Here is a 16,618-nt window from a genome sequence, read left to right as displayed (position 1 = left end):
ATGAAAATAGTTGAAGATTTGCATGTGCACACAAAGTTTTCTAAGGACTCAAAAGAAGAGCCTATAAACTATGTGAATTTGGCAATGGATCGAGATATCTCATATCTTGGCTTTTCCGAGCATATAGACCTTGATCCATTTGATAAGGATTTTGGATATTATAAGTTTAATGAGACTTATGAAGAGTATAAAAGATTAAAGGATTTTGTAGATAACAAGTTTGAACTTCTTTTTGCATCTGAATTAACATATCAGAGTAATCTACATTCTTCAATAGAAAATGAGGTTTTAACTAAACCATTTGACTACATAATCGGCTCTGTGCATAGGATTGATGGATACACAATATCAGGTCCTCACGGAGTCGATTATTTTAAAGATATTGATGAATACACAGCCTACATGCGTTATTTTGAAGAGGTTTTACGCCTTGTTGAAACAGATTACTACGATATCGTAGGCCACTTAGATGTTATTAAAAGATATGGTAAAAACTATTACGGCGAATTTCATATTGATAAGTATATTGACATAATTACAGAGATCCTAAAAAGAGTAATTGAAAAAGGAAAAGTAATTGAAATCAATGCATCTGCATTTAGGCAAGGCTTTTCTATGCCATATCCATCAAAAGAGATTCTTGAGCTCTACGTTAATTTAGGTGGGAGAGAAGTAGTTTTAGGTTCAGATTCACACTCAGCAAAACAGTTCAACGCATACTTAGAAGAGACAATCCTTTTTGCAAGAAGTGTTTTTGATTTTGAGATAGTTTCATATAAAATGAGAAATAAGAGAAAAGTTTCTAAATTAAGTAATCTAATAAAATAGGAGGTAAAGATGGATAAGGATTTTGTTGTAAATGAAGAAGTCCTTCAAAGGACCATTGAGAGGGCAAGAGAAAAGAACATTATTATCCCAACCTACGAAGAGATGAGAAATCCAGAGAAGATACCCGAAGGAATAAAACAGGAACTAAAGAACATAGGATTATGGGACTTACATCCGAGAAATCTCTTTAGGATTACATGGAAAAACGAGCCTGTTAAGTTTGGCGGTGGCTTTGATGGTGTAAATTACCTTGAATTGCCAAAAGAACTTACAGGTGTTAAAGCAAGAATTTTTATACTTTTGGGTAAGTTCTTCCCCACTGGATCTCATAAAGTTGGCGCAACATTTGGACCTCTTGTTGAGAAACTTGTTCGTGGTGAATTTGACCCAACAAGACAAAAGGCACTCTGGCCATCAACTGGAAACTACTGCAGAGGCGGTGCATTTAACTCAGCACTTCTTGGTTGTAAGGCAATTGCAGTACTACCTGAGGGTATGTCAAAAGAGAGATTTGAGTGGCTTAAGAGTATTGGCGCAGAGGTTTATGCAACACCTGGTGTCGAAAGCAACGTAAAAGAAGTTTTTGACAAATCAAAAGAGTTAAAACAAAAATATCCTGATGAAGTTGTTGTCCTTAACCAGTTTGAGGAGTTTGGAAATCCTGTTTGGCACTATGCTATTACAGGACCTGCAATGGAAGAAGTATTTGAGAAAAATAAACGAGAAGGAGATAAATTTACGGCATTATTCCTTACTCAAGGGTCTGGTGGAACGCTTGGTTCAGGGAATTACTTAAGACAAAAATTCCCAAAAATTAAAATCGGAGCAGGAGAAGCCCTTCAATGCCCAACTCTTCTTTACAACGGATACGGTGGTCACAGGATTGAAGGTATAGGCGATAAGCATGTTCCTTGGATAATCGATGTAAAAAACCTCGATATGGTAGTTGATATTGACGATGAATATACGATGCATCTTTTGAGACTATTTAATGAACCTGAAGGAAGAAAATATCTAAAAAAGTTCTTAGCAGAAGAATTCGTTGATAAACTTGACCTTCTTGGAATTTCTTCCATTGCAAATATTGTCGGTGCAATAAAAATGGCAAAGTACTACGAAATGACAGAGCACGATGTAATATTTACTGTTGCAACTGACTCTATGGAACTTTATCAATCAAGAATCCAAGAGTTAAGAGAGCAATACGGAGAATACAATGAAATCGAGGCAGCAAAAGACTTTGAAAGATACTTGATGGGTATAACAACCGATTGGATGATTGAAATGAATTATTACGACAAGAAAAGAATGCATAACCTCAAGTATTTTACCTGGGTAGAACAACAAGGAAAAACTGTTGAAGAATTAAATGAGCAGTGGTATAACGAAAACTACTTCATTGAAAGACTCGAATCTTATAAAAAGTGGGATGAGTATATTAAGGAATTTAACGAGAAAGTTGGGCTTATAAAGAAATATCGTTAGTTATTACTGTAAAGGGGAGTGCTTGACACTCCCTCTATTTTTATTTATAATCTTAAAAGTAATAATTTTGGGAGGCAAAAATGGGAGAAAAAGTAAAAGTTGAATTAAAGCAAGCATACGGACTTACTGTAATTGCAAGGGCAAATTCAAATGCTTGGGTTGTTATGGATGGACCTGAAAAATTCAATGGGCACGAAGCAGGACCAAGACCTATGGAACTTCTTCTAATGGGACTTGCAGGTTGCACGGGACAAGATGTCATTTCAATCCTCGATAAAATGAAAGTCCCCTATAGGGATTTTAGAATTGAAATCGAGGCAGATAGAGCAGACGAACATCCAAAGGTATACACAAAGATTCATATTAAATACATTGTTTATGGAGATGTGCCAGAAGATAAATTTGTTACAGCAATTGAATTATCAAAAACTAAATATTGCTCTGCACAAGTAATGCTATCAAAGGCAGCAGAAATAACAACTTCTTACGAAATAATAAAATAATAGTGTTTGACTTAGCCTAATTTGAATAGGAAAGGTGTATTGCCTTTCCTATTTTCTTTTGTATAGTAGCTTTTCTTTCTCTACAAATTGGTTAGCTTCATCTCTATTTATGAAATAATTGAGTATTGCTCTTATGGAACTTTCTATAAGAGTGTAAACAACGGGATCGTGCAAGGTAATTTGAAGCTCTTTAAAGATTTCTTCAACTGTCCTTGGAACAGAAATCATGTCTAGGATCTTATCTTTAATTTCTTCAACATGCTTTAGGTTATGTTTGATAATTTTATCGCCCTCACTTTTCGTGTAAAGAACCCCATGAGAAGGCAAAATGTATTCATAATCCATAGATATTAAGGACTTCATCGAATTCTCAAATTGTTCTAAGTCGTGAAAATATGGAATTATATATTTTTCAAGCACTTCCTTAGAGAAGAAAGCATCTGAAGAAAACACTACATTTTCAAGAGATATGCCAATCATCCCAATTGAATGTCCCGATAGATTGAGAATTTTAAGATTTTTGAAAGAATCTTGGTTTAAGTTTTCGGCCTCAACATCGATTTCTACTTCACTACTTCTTATCCATTTAGAAAGAAAATTTTTGTTGGGACTACTCCCCAAAGACAAATATATGGGCTCAAGTATGGGGTTCTCAATAAAGATCTTTTCCAATTTACTTGATATAGCAGTAATTCCAAAATAATCTTTTAAAAATCTTGCTCCACCAGTATGGTCTGCATGGTGATGTGTAAGTATTAGGTATTTAGGTTTTATACCTTTTTCCTCTAAAATTTTTTTGATTTTCTTTCCCTTATCCTTATCAATTCCTGCATCAATGAGTAAGAATTCATTACCAAGTTCAACCAAGCCTATGTTTGTTGTATCTTCAATGTAAAAAATTTGATCCTTTATTTCTTTAAGTTCCATTTATATATTTTACAGATATTTCAAAATTACAAAATATTAAAACGGAATAGTCTTAAAAATCACTTTTTGAATTAGCACTCTTTTTTAGTATAATTATTTAATTTGATAAAGTGGAGGTTATCTATGCCATTTGAAAAATTGGAAGATGTTAAAAACATACCTCAGGAAGAAGAAAAACTAATTGAGTTTTGGAGAGAAAACAAAATTTTCGAGAAGAGTCTTAAAATAAGGGAAGGCAAGCCTCGTTTTGTTTTTTATGAGGGACCACCTACAGCAAACGGAAAACCAGGTGTCCACCATGGGCTTTCAAGGATTTATAAGGATACCGTTTTAAGATTTAAATCTTTAACTGGATATTACGTGCCACGCCGAGGAGGATGGGACACCCAAGGATTACCTGTTGAAATCGAAGTTGAAAAGATGCTTGGAATCCATACAAAAAGAGAAATTGAAGAATTTGGCATTGAAAAGTTCAATCAGCTTTGTAAAGAATCTGTTATGAAATATGTTGATGATTGGGAAAAGATGACAGAACGAATTGGTTTCTGGCTTGATATGAAAAATGCCTATAAGACTTATGAAAATTATTACCTTGAAACAATTTGGTGGATTTTGAAAGAAGTTTTTAATAAAGGGCTCCTTTATGAAGGACATAAGGTTGTTCCATACTGCCCAAGATGCGGCACAACCCTCTCATCGCATGAAGTTGCGCTTGGTTACAAAAAGGTAAAAGACCCTTCAATTTATGTATTCTTCCCTGTTGTTGACGAAAGATTCCCTGATACAAATCTTCTTGTTTGGACTACAACTCCATGGACTCTTCCCTCTAATGTTGCCGCTGCTGTAAATCCTGAATTTACATACATTTTAGTTGAGTTTGATGGAAAGAAAGTTATCCTTGAAAAGACAAGGGCACACGCAATACTAGGTCATGAGGGTGTTGACTACAAATTAATAGATGAATTCAAAGGAAGAGACCTTGAGGGCATAAAATACGAACCACCTTTTAGATATATTGAGTTAAATAATGAAGACGAAGGGAAGGCATTTAGGGTTGTTCTTGCAGACTTTGTTACAAATGAGGATGGCTCTGGAATTGTCCATATTGCACCTGCCTTTGGTGAAGACGACCTAAATGTTGGAAAAGCATATAATCTTCCGATGATTCAACTTGTTGATCTTGAAGGCAAATTAACCGAAGGACCCTATAAAGGAAAATTTGTAAAAGATGCAGACCCATTACTCATTGAAGACTTGAAAAAAAGAGGACTTTTATTCAAGAAAGAACTCTATGAGCACGATTACCCCTTCTGTTGGCGTTGTGGGACACCACTTCTCTATTATGCAAAAGGCTCATGGTTCATAAAGATGTCAGCCCTACGAGAGGAACTTGTCAAAAACAATGAAACCGTTAATTGGTTCCCTGAGTCAATTAAATACGGCCGCTTTGGTAATTGGCTTGCAAATATTAACGATTGGGCGCTCTCAAGGGAACGATACTGGGGAACACCACTTAACATCTGGAAGTGTGAAAATTGTGGTCATGTTGAATCAATTGGAAGTATAAAGGAATTGCAAGAAAAGGCGATAGAAGAAGTGCCCGATGATATAGAACTCCACAAGCCATATGTTGATAGAATTCACTTAAAGTGCCCTAAGTGTGGTAGCACAATGTCAAGAGTACCCGAAGTTATCGATGTGTGGTTTGATTCTGGTGCAATGCCATTTGCACAACTTCACTATCCATTTGAAAATGTTCTGGAATTTGAACAAAATTTCCCTGCAGACTTCATAACCGAAGCAATTGACCAAACGCGGGGTTGGTTTTATTCTCTTCTTGCAATATCAACACTTGTTAAAGGTGTTGCTCCATACAAGACTGTAATGTGTCTTGAACTCATTCTTGACGAAAAAGGGCAAAAGATGAGTAAATCCAAGGGCAACGTTATTGATCCATGGACAATACTCAATGTGCAAGGCGCAGATGCCTTTAGGTGGGCAATTTATACTGCATCTCCTCCGTGGCTTCCAAGAAGATTTGGCCCAAATGTTGTAAATGATGCAATGAAAGAATTTATAATTCCTTTGAGAAATGTATATTCTTTCTTTTCAATGTATGCAAATCTTGATAAGTTTAATCCAAGAGATGTTAAATATGTTCCAGTTAATGAAAGACATATACTCGATAAATGGATAATTGCACGAGTTGAGGAGATAAACAAAGAGGTTTGGGATAGGTTTGACAAATTTGAAATTACACCTCTTACAAAGGATATTCAAAAATTTGTAGATGACCTTTCTAACTGGTATGTGAGACGTTCGCGAAGGCGATTCTGGAAATCAGAAAATGATGAAGACAAAATTTCTGCTTATCTTACACTTTATGAAGTGCTTGTAAAACTTTCATATATCCTTGCACCTTTCACGCCATTCTTGTCTGAATCCCTTTATCAAAGACTCGTTAGAACAATTTACCCTGAAATGCCTGAAAGCGTTCACTTAACTGATTATCCAAAGCCAAACGAAACCTTAATCGATCAAAACCTCATTGAGAACATGGAACTTGTTATTGAAATTACTTCAATGGGAAGAAGCCTCAGAAAAGACTCTAAAATAAAGGTAAGGCAACCCCTTTCAAAGCTCGTAGTTGTTCTTAATAGCGATGTCCATAAGGAATTTGTTATTGAGAATATACCTGTAATAGCGGAAGAATTGAATGTAAAAGAAATTGTACTGGATAATTCAATAGAGCCTTATGGTGAAGTAAATCTTAAGCCAAATCTTCCAGTGCTTGGACAAACTTACGGGAATAAATTACCTAAGATAGTTCAGAATCTTTCAGACCAAAAAGTTATTAATGCACTTTTAAAAGAAGGTTTTGCGCAAATTGAAGTTGATAATGAACCTTTAAGACTTACAATGGGCGATGTCTTCGTTGAAGTTAAAGGGAAAAACAACTATATTGGTGCTTTTGAAAATGGCAATTTTGTTTTTCTTGATACGACATTAACGGATGATCTTATTAAAGAAGGAATATCACGTGAAATTATCCATACAATTCAAAATATGAGAAAAGAAGCAAACTACGATATTGCAGATAGGATAATAACTGCAATATCACCAAAAGATGATATTATCAAAGAATTCGAAGACTACATTAAGGAAGAGACGTTATCAACTGAAATAAAAGAAGATCTTGAAGAATTTGATATTTCAAATTCGCTTGAGGCAAATGAAAAAACGTATACAATTAAACTGAAAAAAATATGAAAAAAATGAAACCGACCCTTTTACAGTTCGTTCTTGCAAGTTTTGAAGGGGTGATACTAACGTAGGCATTACTTTTGACATTACCTTTTGCAAGCAGATCCCACACGTTTACAAATCCAATTACTGCGTTATTTACTGCATCATTTGTAACAGGACTTGTTGTTGATACGTCCAATTACTGGTCGTTTTTAGGACAATTAATAATTCTTCTTATTCAGGTTGGTTGCTTGGATATATGACCATTGCAACATTTGTATTATTCGGGTTGCGAAGAAGAGCCGCATCGAGGGAATAAGTAGTTTTAATGGAAGGGCTTAATGTTCCACGCTTACGAAAATAATACTTTTTGCTGAAGCTGTTTTTTGCACGGTTATTACAATGGAGGGGCTTACTGCTTTGGTCCTGTTTTTAAGGTTTATAAGAATGTTTCCGCTTTATAGAGCGATTGGTGCTTCCATATTCCGTTCAGTTTCTGTATTTTGCAACGCCGGTTTTGATCTAATGGGCAACTTTAAAAGTCTAATTCCATTTGTTAATGACCCGGCTGTCAAAATTACGAAAATGCTACTTATTGAATATAAAAATCCAAGCACACTTGGAAAACTTCAACTTTATGGAAAGATCCATGCAAATTTCTTTAAGTCAATTACTCCAAGGACAGTAGGGTCTAACACGATTGATATTGCAAGCCTAAATCAACCAACCATTTTGCTTCTTACCGTTCTTATGCTTATAGGTGGTTCTCTCAGAGGAACTGTAGGAGGAATAAAGACAACAACATTTATGGTCCTTGTATTCCTTATGGTAAATGCTTATAGAGAACTTACCCCGATCGTAATTTCCGGAAGGACAATACCGCTAAAAACGATTAGAAAGGCAGTTTTCATATTTTGTTTTGCTTTAACACTAATTCTTATTTCGATATTCCTCATTCTTTTTAATCAAGGGAATGAATCTTCTTTCCTAAAGGTTTTATTTGAAGTAACCTCCGCCTTTGGAACAGTAGGGCTTACAACAGGAATCGCACCTCATTTATCAACATTTGCAGGATTGGTAATTATTCTTATAATGTTTATAGGGAGAGTTGGACCATTAACCATGATGGTGAGTTTCGGTTTTAGAAAAACTCGTGCAATACCTCAATACCCAGAAGAGGATATTGCGGTAGGATAGGAAGACAGTTATGAAAAAGCAATTTGGAGTTATAGGACTTGGAAAATTTGGCACTGCCGTTGCATTAAGCCTTGAAAGTTTGGGATATCCAGTCCTTGCTATTGATTATGATGAGACTGTAATCGATGCAATAAAAGACAAGGTATCTTTTGCTGAAATTGTTGACGCAACAAATCCTGAAGCACTTGAAGAAACTGGAATTAAGAACTGCGATACGGTAATAATTGCAGTTGGTGATGTAGAATCAAGCGTACTTATTGCACTTGTCCTTGAGGAATTAGGGATAAATCATATTATAGCAAAGGCAAACTCTCAAATACATGAACGAGTTTTAAGGAAAATTGGCGTAAAGGAAGTTGTAACTTGAGAGAAAGAGATGGGAGTTCGAACTGCAAATAGAATTACTTCAGCAAATATCCTTGATTATATAGAAATAGCCCCTGAGATTGATCTCCTTGAGTATAAGATTATTCATAAGGATCTCATAAGAAAAACGCTATTAGAACTTGCTTTGAGAAAAAGATTTGGTGTGTCCGTTATTGCAACAAGGAGAGGCGAAGATTTAATTGTTTCGCCTAGCGCACAAGAAAAATTTCTTGAAGGCGACGTAATATTTATAATAGGTAGAACAGAAAATTCTTTTGCATTTAAGGAGGCTTTGGAAAAGTGATTAAAGCACTAACAATTGACCTTTGGGAAACACTTATAGAGGATAGAGATTCAAACGAAATTGATAGAGATAAAAAACGTGCAAAATTTATTATCGAGGAATTGAAACTCAACGAAGATAAAATTGATGAAATTATGCATTTCTTTACAGATCTAACAGAAGCCTTTAAGCACCCATCACCTGAAAATTCATGGTCAATTCTTCCTGAAGATCAAGTGAAGATGCTTCTTGAAAACTATCTAAAGGTTCCATACACAGGATCGCAATTTGAAAAAATAGTTGAATACTACAAAACTATAATCCTTGAAAATCCACCAGTTCTAACGGAGCAATCCATTCCCAAAGTACTTATGAGATTAAGCAAAAGGTATACTCTTGCTCTTATCTCAAACACAGGAAGAACTCCCGGAAGTGTCCTTTTAAATATACTTGAAATATACGGTATAAGGGATTACTTTTCTCATTTTGTTTTTTCTGATGAAATCCGAGCGCGAAAACCAGATCCAAGGGTTTTTGAGCATGCAAGAAATTTGTTAAATCTCGAAAAAGAAGCTATTGTTCATATTGGCGATTCTTTTAACCTTGATTTTATGGGTGCAAAATCTTATGGTTTTAACGCAATTCTATATGCAAAAGGAAAAGATAACGTTCAAGTAGAACCATACATTAGATCTTTTGAAGAATTGGAGAGTATTCTCGATGAAAAATTCAATTAGTATTGATGGACATAATCTTACCATTGGCGATGTTGTTAAAGTTTCAAACGATTTCTATGAAGTTTCAATAAAAAAAGATGCGTTAAAGCGAGTAGAAAAATCTTCTGAAATTGTAGAAAGAATTGTAAAAGAAAATCGCCCTGTTTATGGCATAAATACAGGATTTGGAAAACTCGCAGAAGTTACAATAGGACAAGATGAGCTTTCTCAACTTCAAGAAAACCTAATTTTAAGTCATTCTTCAGGAATTGGTGAGCCTTTTAATGAAAATGAAGTAAGGGCTGCAATTTTAGTAAGGGCAAATTCTCTTTCCAAGGGATATTCTGGGATAAGAAAAGAAACTTTGGAAAAATTAATAGAGATACTTAATAAGAGAATTTATCCCTATGTTCCGCTATATGGATCAGTTGGTGCCTCAGGTGATCTTGCGCCTCTTGCTCATATTGCACTCCTGCTTTTAGGTGAGGGTCGTGTTTTAAAAGATAGAAGAATTGAAAATTTTAGCGAAGTTTATTCATTTTATGGTTTTAAACCCCTGAAAAATTTTTCGCCAAAGGAGGGTCTTGCTCTAATTAATGGAACTTCATTTGAGGCAGGTGTATCAACTTTGCTTGTTTATGAAGCAAATTACCTTTTTAATGTTGCAATTAAGTCAGTTGCTACAGTTTTTGAAGCCTTACGCGGGTTAACTTCTGCTTTTGACCATAGGATTCATGAAGTACGAAATTCCAAGTCCCAAAAACTTGTGAGCGAAAAGTTCCTTGAAGTCATAAAAGAAAGCAAACTCGTCAATACTTCCTCTAAGGTGCAGGATGCATATACCTTGCGCTGCATACCTCAGGTTTATGGGGCAGTTTTTGAAAATATTTCTTACATAGAAAGCTTTCTTCAAAGAGAAATTAACGCATCAACTGATAATCCTCTTATTTTTGAAGACGGAACAGTCATCTCTGGTGGAAATTTTCATGCACAACCTCTCTCTTTCTTGATGGATCTATTCTCGATCATTTTGACAAGCCTCTCATCTATGATTGAAAGACAAATTAACAGAGCTTTGAATCCTACTCTGAGTGGTCTTAAACCATTTTTAGCAAATAACCCTGGCGTTGAGTCTGGGATGATGATTTTACAATATACGGCAGCATCTCTTGTTTCTGAAAACAAAGTACTATCACACCCTGCAAGTGTTGATTCAATACCTGTTTCAGCTGATCAAGAAGATTTTGTTAGCATGGGGATGAACGCCGTTATAAAGGCTCGAAAAGTACTTGATAATTTAAGAAAAGTAATTGCAATAGAGTTAATTGTTGGAACACAGGCGCTTGAGATGGTTTTAAAAGAGGAAAATAATTACAATATTATGGGCTCAGGCACAAAAGAGATATTCGAAAAAGTCCGTTCCTTAGTCGAATTTGCAAATACAGATAGAATTTTTTCAATCGACATTGAATTGGTAGAAAGTGCGTTGAAAAATCATTCTCTTTAAATTAAAAAAGCAAAAGCCTGCGAAAAGGAGGAGGGAAACGCAGGCCTTTGCTGACCAATTTGATTGATAGACTTTGATTGATCTATCGTCGCTATATATTATAGCAAAAATGTGATAAAATTGTGAAGAAAACAACCCATAAAATAACCATATTATTGCTAAAAATTATTTATATAATCTAAGTTATTTATGAAATTATTAAATTTTGTTAATTTTAAAAATTTAAGGAATAATCAAAAAGATATTATTTTACTAAAACTAAAGGAGTGCCTTAAAAAGAATCTTAAAGGTTTTTAAGAATAAAAATGCTTTTATTACTCCACCTGTAAAAAGAGGAAACTCTCCCTTTTAATCGAAGGGGTAAAAGTCCCCCTTCGAACTTCCCCAAAAAGAGGAGATTTCTCCTCACTACGTTCGTCGAAATGACTCGTTGTGTCATTCCGAAGCCGATTTTTCCGTGTCATTCCGAAGCCGAAGGCGAGGAATCTCCTCAGTTTTGGGGGAGTATTGAGGGGGCGATTTGTTGCCCCCTCAAAATGGTTTGTCATTCCGAAGGCTTTAGCCTGAGGAATCTCCTCCTTATTTCCTTTTTGTATTATAATGTGCGATAATATTTTGAAGGAGAAAATCATGGAAGAACAGGACTTTATAGAAAGTGATGTAAGACTCTTTTACGAAATGCTTTCCCATGAGAATGAAAGTGAAATTCGCCTTATAAATTATGGTACATATCCTATAATAAAAATTATAAAAGGTATCGAAAAATTCGTTCAAGTTGCAAGGGAATACAACGGAAAGAGAAACATTTACACTGTCCTTCGTGAGCGGAAACCTGGTCTTAAAACCTCTGCAAAGGCAGAGGACATTATAAAATTACAAATCATTGTGCTTGACTTCGACCCCATAAGAGAGAAGGATTATCCCTCAAATGATATTGAACTCAAAAATGCAATTGCTATTGCAACAGAAATTGCAGAAAGTTTCAATTCCATGGGCTTTTTAAAGCCTCATATTGCAACCACAGGAAATGGTGCTGCACTTTATTTTAAAATAGAACCAATTCAAATAACAGACGAGAACAGATATTACATAACTGAACTCCTGCAAACATTTGAGCAATATGTTCGCTCTGAATATAAAGAGCTTTTTAAAAAATACAATGTGCGGTTGGATAGTATGTATGATCTTCCTCGCATTGGGCGGGTTATCGGGACAAAAAACATCAAAGGTGAAGAAATAGAAAATCGTCCACATAGAATATCGAGATTTTTGTATGTCAATACACCTCTAAAAAACGATCCTGAACTCTTCAATTTTATAAAAAGCCTTTCTAAAAAATCATACCCCATTTTGGAAAAAACAAGCAGAACATCACAATCAAATAAGGTGCAGTCATCCCTATTAAATGAACCTGAACAGTTTACGGGTCGCCCTGTATACCCTATGCAACCTATCCCATATTTTGGAGAAAGGCTTGAAGGGAATTGGATTTGGGAATACAAGGTTGATGGCTTTAGGCTACAAATCATAAAAAACGGCGGAAAAATTTACTATTTTGGGAGAAGACTTGAGAAAAATCCAGATTGGACTGATAAACTTAATAGGATAATACCTTATGAATCTTTCAAAAATCTCCCCGATAAATCCATGCTTGATGCTGAACTTTACTCAACTCTCGGAAGAAGAGGTGTCCCATCTGTCTTTGCAAATAATGGCAAGGCTGATCCAATTGTATATGTTTTTGATGTAATCTTCTATAACGGAAGGTCTCTTGAAGATCTTCCATTGTCGAAAAGGAAAGAAATTCTTAATTCAGTTAAATTCTTACCGCCTATCTTTATTTTGCCATATTTTAAGGTGGAAAACCTTGAAGAACATCTTAAGGAAGCACTGTCAAAAGGTTTCGAGGGGATTGTCATAAAAGAACTTTCTTCAAAATACGAAATTGGATCAGATGCACCAATTGCAACTCAATGGTGGCGAAAGATAAAGCCTAAATAATTATCGCATTATAATATTGTAGGAGGTGAAAAATGGCAGTTGGGAGATTTCAAGTAATGGCAACACTTCAGGCGGCAAGGGCATATGTGTTGGGAAAACCATTACATGAAGCAAAGAGTTTTGGGCTTAACCGAGCTATATTCTATGCGGCAGCCAAAAAGGGATTTAAGGCTACGAAAGGGGCAAAGCCTCCAGAAAGAGTTGTCATAGGCAAAACTGAACTTCCAGAAGATAAGATAAAAAAGATTCAAGAAAGTTTCAAAGTGGTAAATCTTGGCGATGAGATTGCCTATGCAGTGGAATTAGATGGAAAGACTTACTACATCATAGGCAATGAAATTCAAACAGAAGAAGACTTTGCAAAGGAAGTTGAAAGGCGCTTCAATGGGAAATTCGACAAGGCTTGGGAGGAGGCATTAAAAATCGTTTCAAGTTATGACAAAGGCGTTTTACTTTCTCAAAGGTATTTTTATGAAGCGGTTTATAAACCTCGAAGAGATGAACTTGCAAAAAAGTGGACTGCCCTTGCAGAAGGTGAAGAAAGCGATGAGAGTAAATAGCCTCAAACCAAAAATTTATCCACCTGCAACAGGTGGGAATATCGATATTTTATCGCCGTCCTTTAGAGGTGTGTTGCCTTTTTGAAGGAATTCGACATTTCTTCCGTTAACTAAATATATATAGTCATTTTTGAGTGAGTCGTTTTCATCAAGCACTTCATTTTTTAGAATTGGATATTTTTCAACCAATTTTCTTATTGCATCAATAACAGTTTCGGCATCAAGTTCAACTTCACCCTCTTTAAACTTTTCTCTAATAGTTGCATACATTTTTATCTTTACTTTTGCCATATCAATTTATTATACCTCAACGCGTGCTGAAATGTAAATACCCAACAAGATAAGCACTGCACCTACTATTTCTAAAACCGAGGGGGTTTCTTTGAGGATAAAATATGCGCCAATTGTTGCGATAATTGGTTCTCCAAGGATTGTTACCGCAATAAACGATGGGTCTAAGTATTTGAGGGAGTAGTTATATGCCGTGTGTCCCAAAATCTGCGGAATAAATGCAACTAGGAAAAACATAAGGAAGGTGTTTGCTTGATAATGAAATAGGTTTTGTCTTGTTATAATCGAAACAATAATAAGGATAATGGCCGTGTAAGAGTATGTAAAGAATATAAAGGGAATGAGTTCGAATCTCTGCCTTATTCTATTTGTGAAGGTTAGATAAAGCGAGACTGCAACTGCTCCCAGTAATGCAAGTACATCCCCCAAAATGGGTGCTTTTGCAACACTTCCTTTTGAAGAAAGTCCAATAAGTATGCTCCCTGATATTGCAATAGCAATACCTAAAAGAAGCTCCCTTTTCACCTTTTTTCTAAAGAAAATATAACTAAAAATTGGCACGAAAATGGGGTTTGTAGTCACAAGCACTGTTGAACTTGCAACCGTTGTATATTTAAGAGAGTAAATCCACAAGACGAAGTGAGTTGATAAGAATACTGCAAGGGGCACAAATACTATAGATTCCTTGAAAGAGATCTTTTTAGAGTAAAAGATGTAAAGGGGTGTGACAATAAGGGCACTCAGGGTAAGCCTGTAAGTTGCAATAACAATTGGCTCTGCGTCTGTAAGCCTTATAAGGATTGATGATACGCCAACACTTATAACACCAATAATAAGTATAAGTATTAACTTTACACGATTTTCGCTTTCCATTGAATTAATTATATTGAAAAATTTTCTTTTAAATGATTTTTATGATAAACTAAATTAGAAAGATATTGTTTTAGAAAGGTGGTGAACATATGGATATAAAAGAACTTCTAAACAAGGTGAATAGCGACCTTGAGCGTCTTTACAAGGCCTCAGCAATTGCATATTGGAATCTTGCAACAACAGGCAAAGAAGAATATGCAAAAGAGCTTGAACAAAGCGAAGTAGAGTTAAAATTATACCTATCGAATAGAGACCTCTTCGAAATGATAAAGGAATCTCTTGAAAAATACAGCGATAATCTGGATTCACTTGAAAAAAGGCAATTAACAATACTATTTAATGAAATGCTTCCGAACCAACTTCCAAAAGAAGCAATTGAAGAAGTTGTTAAAAGGGAAGTTGAGATTGAAACTATATACGCAAATTATAGACCTCAAATCGATGGTAAAGAAGTTTCAACAAACGACATTGTTGAGATCTTAAAAACAAGCAAAGATATCGAAGAGAGAAAAAAGGCATACCTTGCCTCAAAATCAATAGGCGGAGTAATTGCACCAAAACTAATAGAACTTATAAAGATACGAAATGAAAATGCAAAATCTCTTGGCTTTTCAAATTATTACGATATGATGATGGAGCTTCAAGAGCTTTCAACTGATGAGATTCACTCACTCTTTGCAAAGATTAAGAATGATACAGACGAAGTATTTACCGAAATTAAAGATGACATCGATACAGTGATTGCAAAGAAGTTTGGAGTCCCAAAAAGTGAAGTAAAGCCTTGGCTTTATGAAGATCTATTCTTCCAAGAAGTGCCATCAATTGACGATTACAACTACGACGAATATCTAAAGGATAAGGACATTGTGAAGCTTGTTATGGAAGTTTATTCTCGAATTGGTCTTGATATAAAAGATATAGTTGAGCGTTCTGATCTATATGAAAGAAAAGGAAAAAATCCGCATGCATTCACGATTTCAATTGATAAGATGAAAGATGTTAGGGTACTTGAGAATATTAGAAATGATGTAAAGTGGCTTGAAACAACTCTTCACGAGTATGGACATGCTGTTTATGACAAATACATTGACAAATCCCTTCCATTTATTTTAAGAGATCCGGCACATATATTCACAACAGAAGCTGTTGCAATGTTTTTTGGGCGACTTGCAAGACATCCTGAATTTTACGAGAAAATCCTTAATATTCCCGAAGAGAAACTATCAGAAATTTCACCGCGTTTGATGAAACTTCTTAGATACCAGCTTGCGATTACAACTCGTTGGGTTATTACTTTTGTTTTCTTTGAAAAGGAACTCTATAAGAATCCAGATGGCGACCTCAATAACCTTTGGTATGACATAGTGCATGAGCTTCAATATGTTGATCTACCCGAAAGACGCAATTATCCTGATTGGGCATCAAAGATTCACTTTGGGTCTTCACCTGTTTATTATCACAATTACCTTTTGGGTGAAATACTTGCATCGCAATTTAGTGCATATATAAAGGCTAATTTTGGTGATGGCTTTATAAAGCCGCAGGTTGGCGAATTTTTTGTTGAGAGGGTGTTCAAGAAAGGCGCATCTCTTAGATGGGATGACCTTGTCGAATTTGCAACAAAAGAACCCTTAAATCCTGCTTACCTTGTAAGCTTCATAAAAGAAAAATAGACTTTCCTTCACTCCAGTGATTGTATTGAAAAGGATTCTCAGAAATTTTAGGGGGCACAACACCGCCCCCTCAATACTCCCCTCCAAAAATACACCAAAAAATTGTCAATCCGAGGAACGAAGTGACGAGGATTCTCCTATTAAATGGAGGAGGGATACTCT

General features: G+C 35.4%; 16 protein-coding genes. 13 read left to right on the top strand and 3 right to left on the bottom strand.

The window, feature by feature from the left end; genetic code table 11:
* The 3 genes from ACP5SP_RS04615 to ACP5SP_RS04605 all read left to right on the top strand — a co-directional run bounded on the left by ACP5SP_RS04615 (window position 1) and on the right by ACP5SP_RS04605 (window position 2,816).
* Window positions 1–828, top strand: coding sequence for a histidinol-phosphatase HisJ family protein (locus ACP5SP_RS04615; protein WP_424586781.1), 828 nt, complete (start codon window positions 1–3; stop codon window positions 826–828).
* 9 nt (window positions 829–837) lie between these two features.
* Entirely contained in the window at window positions 838–2,313 is a 1,476-nt protein-coding gene (locus tag ACP5SP_RS04610; RefSeq protein ID WP_416085051.1) for a PLP-dependent cysteine synthase family protein, read from the top strand.
* Window positions 2,314–2,393: 80 nt separating this feature from the next.
* Window positions 2,394–2,816: an OsmC family protein gene (locus tag ACP5SP_RS04605; protein ID WP_416085050.1), complete on the top strand. Its 423-nt coding sequence runs from the start codon at window positions 2,394–2,396 to the stop codon at window positions 2,814–2,816.
* A 48-nt stretch (window positions 2,817–2,864) separates the two neighbouring features.
* Here ACP5SP_RS04605 and ACP5SP_RS04600 read toward each other — a convergent pair whose 3' ends face one another.
* On the bottom strand, window positions 2,865–3,743 hold the full coding sequence (locus tag ACP5SP_RS04600; protein ID WP_424586783.1) for an MBL fold metallo-hydrolase: 879 nt from the start codon (window positions 3,741–3,743) through the stop codon (window positions 2,865–2,867).
* A gap of 123 nt (window positions 3,744–3,866) precedes the next feature.
* On the opposite strand from ACP5SP_RS04600, the gene ileS reads away from it, so the two are divergent.
* The 9 genes from ileS to ACP5SP_RS04555 all read left to right on the top strand — a co-directional run bounded on the left by ileS (window position 3,867) and on the right by ACP5SP_RS04555 (window position 13,619).
* Window positions 3,867–7,013, top strand: coding sequence for an isoleucine--tRNA ligase (gene ileS / locus ACP5SP_RS04595; protein ID WP_424586784.1), 3,147 nt, complete (start codon window positions 3,867–3,869; stop codon window positions 7,011–7,013).
* Window positions 7,014–7,087: 74 nt separating this feature from the next.
* On the top strand, window positions 7,088–7,252 hold the full coding sequence (locus tag ACP5SP_RS04590) for a hypothetical protein (RefSeq protein WP_424606773.1): 165 nt from the start codon (window positions 7,088–7,090) through the stop codon (window positions 7,250–7,252).
* A gap of 157 nt (window positions 7,253–7,409) precedes the next feature.
* Window positions 7,410–8,186, top strand: coding sequence for a potassium transporter TrkG (locus tag ACP5SP_RS04585; RefSeq protein WP_428076095.1), 777 nt, complete (start codon window positions 7,410–7,412; stop codon window positions 8,184–8,186).
* 10 nt (window positions 8,187–8,196) lie between these two features.
* Window positions 8,197–8,553: a potassium channel family protein gene (locus tag ACP5SP_RS04580; RefSeq protein WP_428076094.1), complete on the top strand. Its 357-nt coding sequence runs from the start codon at window positions 8,197–8,199 to the stop codon at window positions 8,551–8,553.
* Window positions 8,554–8,562: 9 nt separating this feature from the next.
* Complete coding sequence (locus tag ACP5SP_RS04575; protein ID WP_428076093.1) at window positions 8,563–8,856, top strand: cation:proton antiporter regulatory subunit; 294 nt, start codon at window positions 8,563–8,565, stop codon at window positions 8,854–8,856.
* The gene (locus tag ACP5SP_RS04570) at window positions 8,853–9,572 is read left to right on the top strand and encodes an HAD family hydrolase (protein WP_428076092.1); all 720 of its coding nucleotides are present in this window, start codon (window positions 8,853–8,855) and stop codon (window positions 9,570–9,572) included. Before ACP5SP_RS04575 ends, ACP5SP_RS04570 begins: the two co-directional genes overlap by 4 nt.
* A complete protein-coding gene (gene hutH, locus ACP5SP_RS04565; protein ID WP_428076091.1) occupies window positions 9,556–11,058 on the top strand; it encodes a histidine ammonia-lyase in 1,503 nt (500 codons plus the stop codon). The genes ACP5SP_RS04570 and hutH overlap by 17 nt, the downstream gene beginning before the upstream one ends.
* Window positions 11,059–11,688: 630 nt before the next feature.
* Complete coding sequence (locus tag ACP5SP_RS04560) at window positions 11,689–13,059, top strand: hypothetical protein (RefSeq protein ID WP_428076090.1); 1,371 nt, start codon at window positions 11,689–11,691, stop codon at window positions 13,057–13,059.
* Between the two features lie 32 nt (window positions 13,060–13,091).
* Window positions 13,092–13,619, top strand: a complete 528-nt coding sequence (locus ACP5SP_RS04555) for a hypothetical protein (RefSeq protein WP_424587138.1) — start codon at window positions 13,092–13,094, stop codon at window positions 13,617–13,619.
* 15 nt (window positions 13,620–13,634) lie between these two features.
* On the opposite strand, the gene ACP5SP_RS04550 is transcribed toward ACP5SP_RS04555, so the two are convergent.
* Window positions 13,635–13,910 (bottom strand): ubiquitin-like small modifier protein 1, encoded by a 276-nt coding sequence (locus tag ACP5SP_RS04550; RefSeq protein ID WP_416085339.1) that lies wholly within the window; start codon window positions 13,908–13,910, stop codon window positions 13,635–13,637.
* 9 nt (window positions 13,911–13,919) lie between these two features.
* Window positions 13,920–14,783, bottom strand: coding sequence for a DMT family transporter (locus ACP5SP_RS04545; RefSeq protein ID WP_424587137.1), 864 nt, complete (start codon window positions 14,781–14,783; stop codon window positions 13,920–13,922).
* Between the two features lie 89 nt (window positions 14,784–14,872).
* On the opposite strand from ACP5SP_RS04545, the gene ACP5SP_RS04540 reads away from it, so the two are divergent.
* Window positions 14,873–16,456 carry a M2 family metallopeptidase gene (locus ACP5SP_RS04540; protein WP_424587136.1) on the top strand — a complete coding sequence of 528 codons (1,584 nt, stop codon included), beginning with the start codon at window positions 14,873–14,875 and terminating at the stop codon, window positions 16,454–16,456.
* The last annotated feature ends 162 nt before the right edge of the window (window positions 16,457–16,618 follow it).

The organism is Caldisericum sp. (genome assembly GCF_049967455.1).
Classification (GTDB): Bacteria; Caldisericota; Caldisericia; order Caldisericales; family Caldisericaceae; genus Caldisericum; species Caldisericum exile_A.
The sequence above is the reverse complement of the archived record's forward strand: the minus strand, read 5'-3'. Positions and strand labels throughout refer to the sequence as shown.

Bases quoted from the DNA above. Each gene is read 5' to 3' on its own strand.
- ACP5SP_RS04615 (WP_424586781.1), top strand. From the start codon at position 1: ATGAAAATAGTTGAAGATTTGCATGTGCACACAAAGTTTTCTAAGGAC.
- ACP5SP_RS04610 (WP_416085051.1), top strand. From the start codon at position 838: ATGGATAAGGATTTTGTTGTAAATGAAGAAGTCCTTCAAAGGACCATT.
- ACP5SP_RS04605 (WP_416085050.1), top strand. From the start codon at position 2,394: ATGGGAGAAAAAGTAAAAGTTGAATTAAAGCAAGCATACGGACTTACT.
- ACP5SP_RS04600 (WP_424586783.1), bottom strand. From the start codon at position 3,743: ATGGAACTTAAAGAAATAAAGGATCAAATTTTTTACATTGAAGATACA.
- ileS (WP_424586784.1), top strand. From the start codon at position 3,867: ATGCCATTTGAAAAATTGGAAGATGTTAAAAACATACCTCAGGAAGAA.
- ACP5SP_RS04580 (WP_428076094.1), top strand. From the start codon at position 8,197: ATGAAAAAGCAATTTGGAGTTATAGGACTTGGAAAATTTGGCACTGCC.
- ACP5SP_RS04575 (WP_428076093.1), top strand. From the start codon at position 8,563: ATGGGAGTTCGAACTGCAAATAGAATTACTTCAGCAAATATCCTTGAT.
- hutH (WP_428076091.1), top strand. From the start codon at position 9,556: ATGAAAAATTCAATTAGTATTGATGGACATAATCTTACCATTGGCGAT.
- ACP5SP_RS04560 (WP_428076090.1), top strand. From the start codon at position 11,689: ATGGAAGAACAGGACTTTATAGAAAGTGATGTAAGACTCTTTTACGAA.
- ACP5SP_RS04555 (WP_424587138.1), top strand. From the start codon at position 13,092: ATGGCAGTTGGGAGATTTCAAGTAATGGCAACACTTCAGGCGGCAAGG.
- ACP5SP_RS04550 (WP_416085339.1), bottom strand. From the start codon at position 13,910: ATGGCAAAAGTAAAGATAAAAATGTATGCAACTATTAGAGAAAAGTTT.
- ACP5SP_RS04545 (WP_424587137.1), bottom strand. From the start codon at position 14,783: ATGGAAAGCGAAAATCGTGTAAAGTTAATACTTATACTTATTATTGGT.
- ACP5SP_RS04540 (WP_424587136.1), top strand. From the start codon at position 14,873: ATGGATATAAAAGAACTTCTAAACAAGGTGAATAGCGACCTTGAGCGT.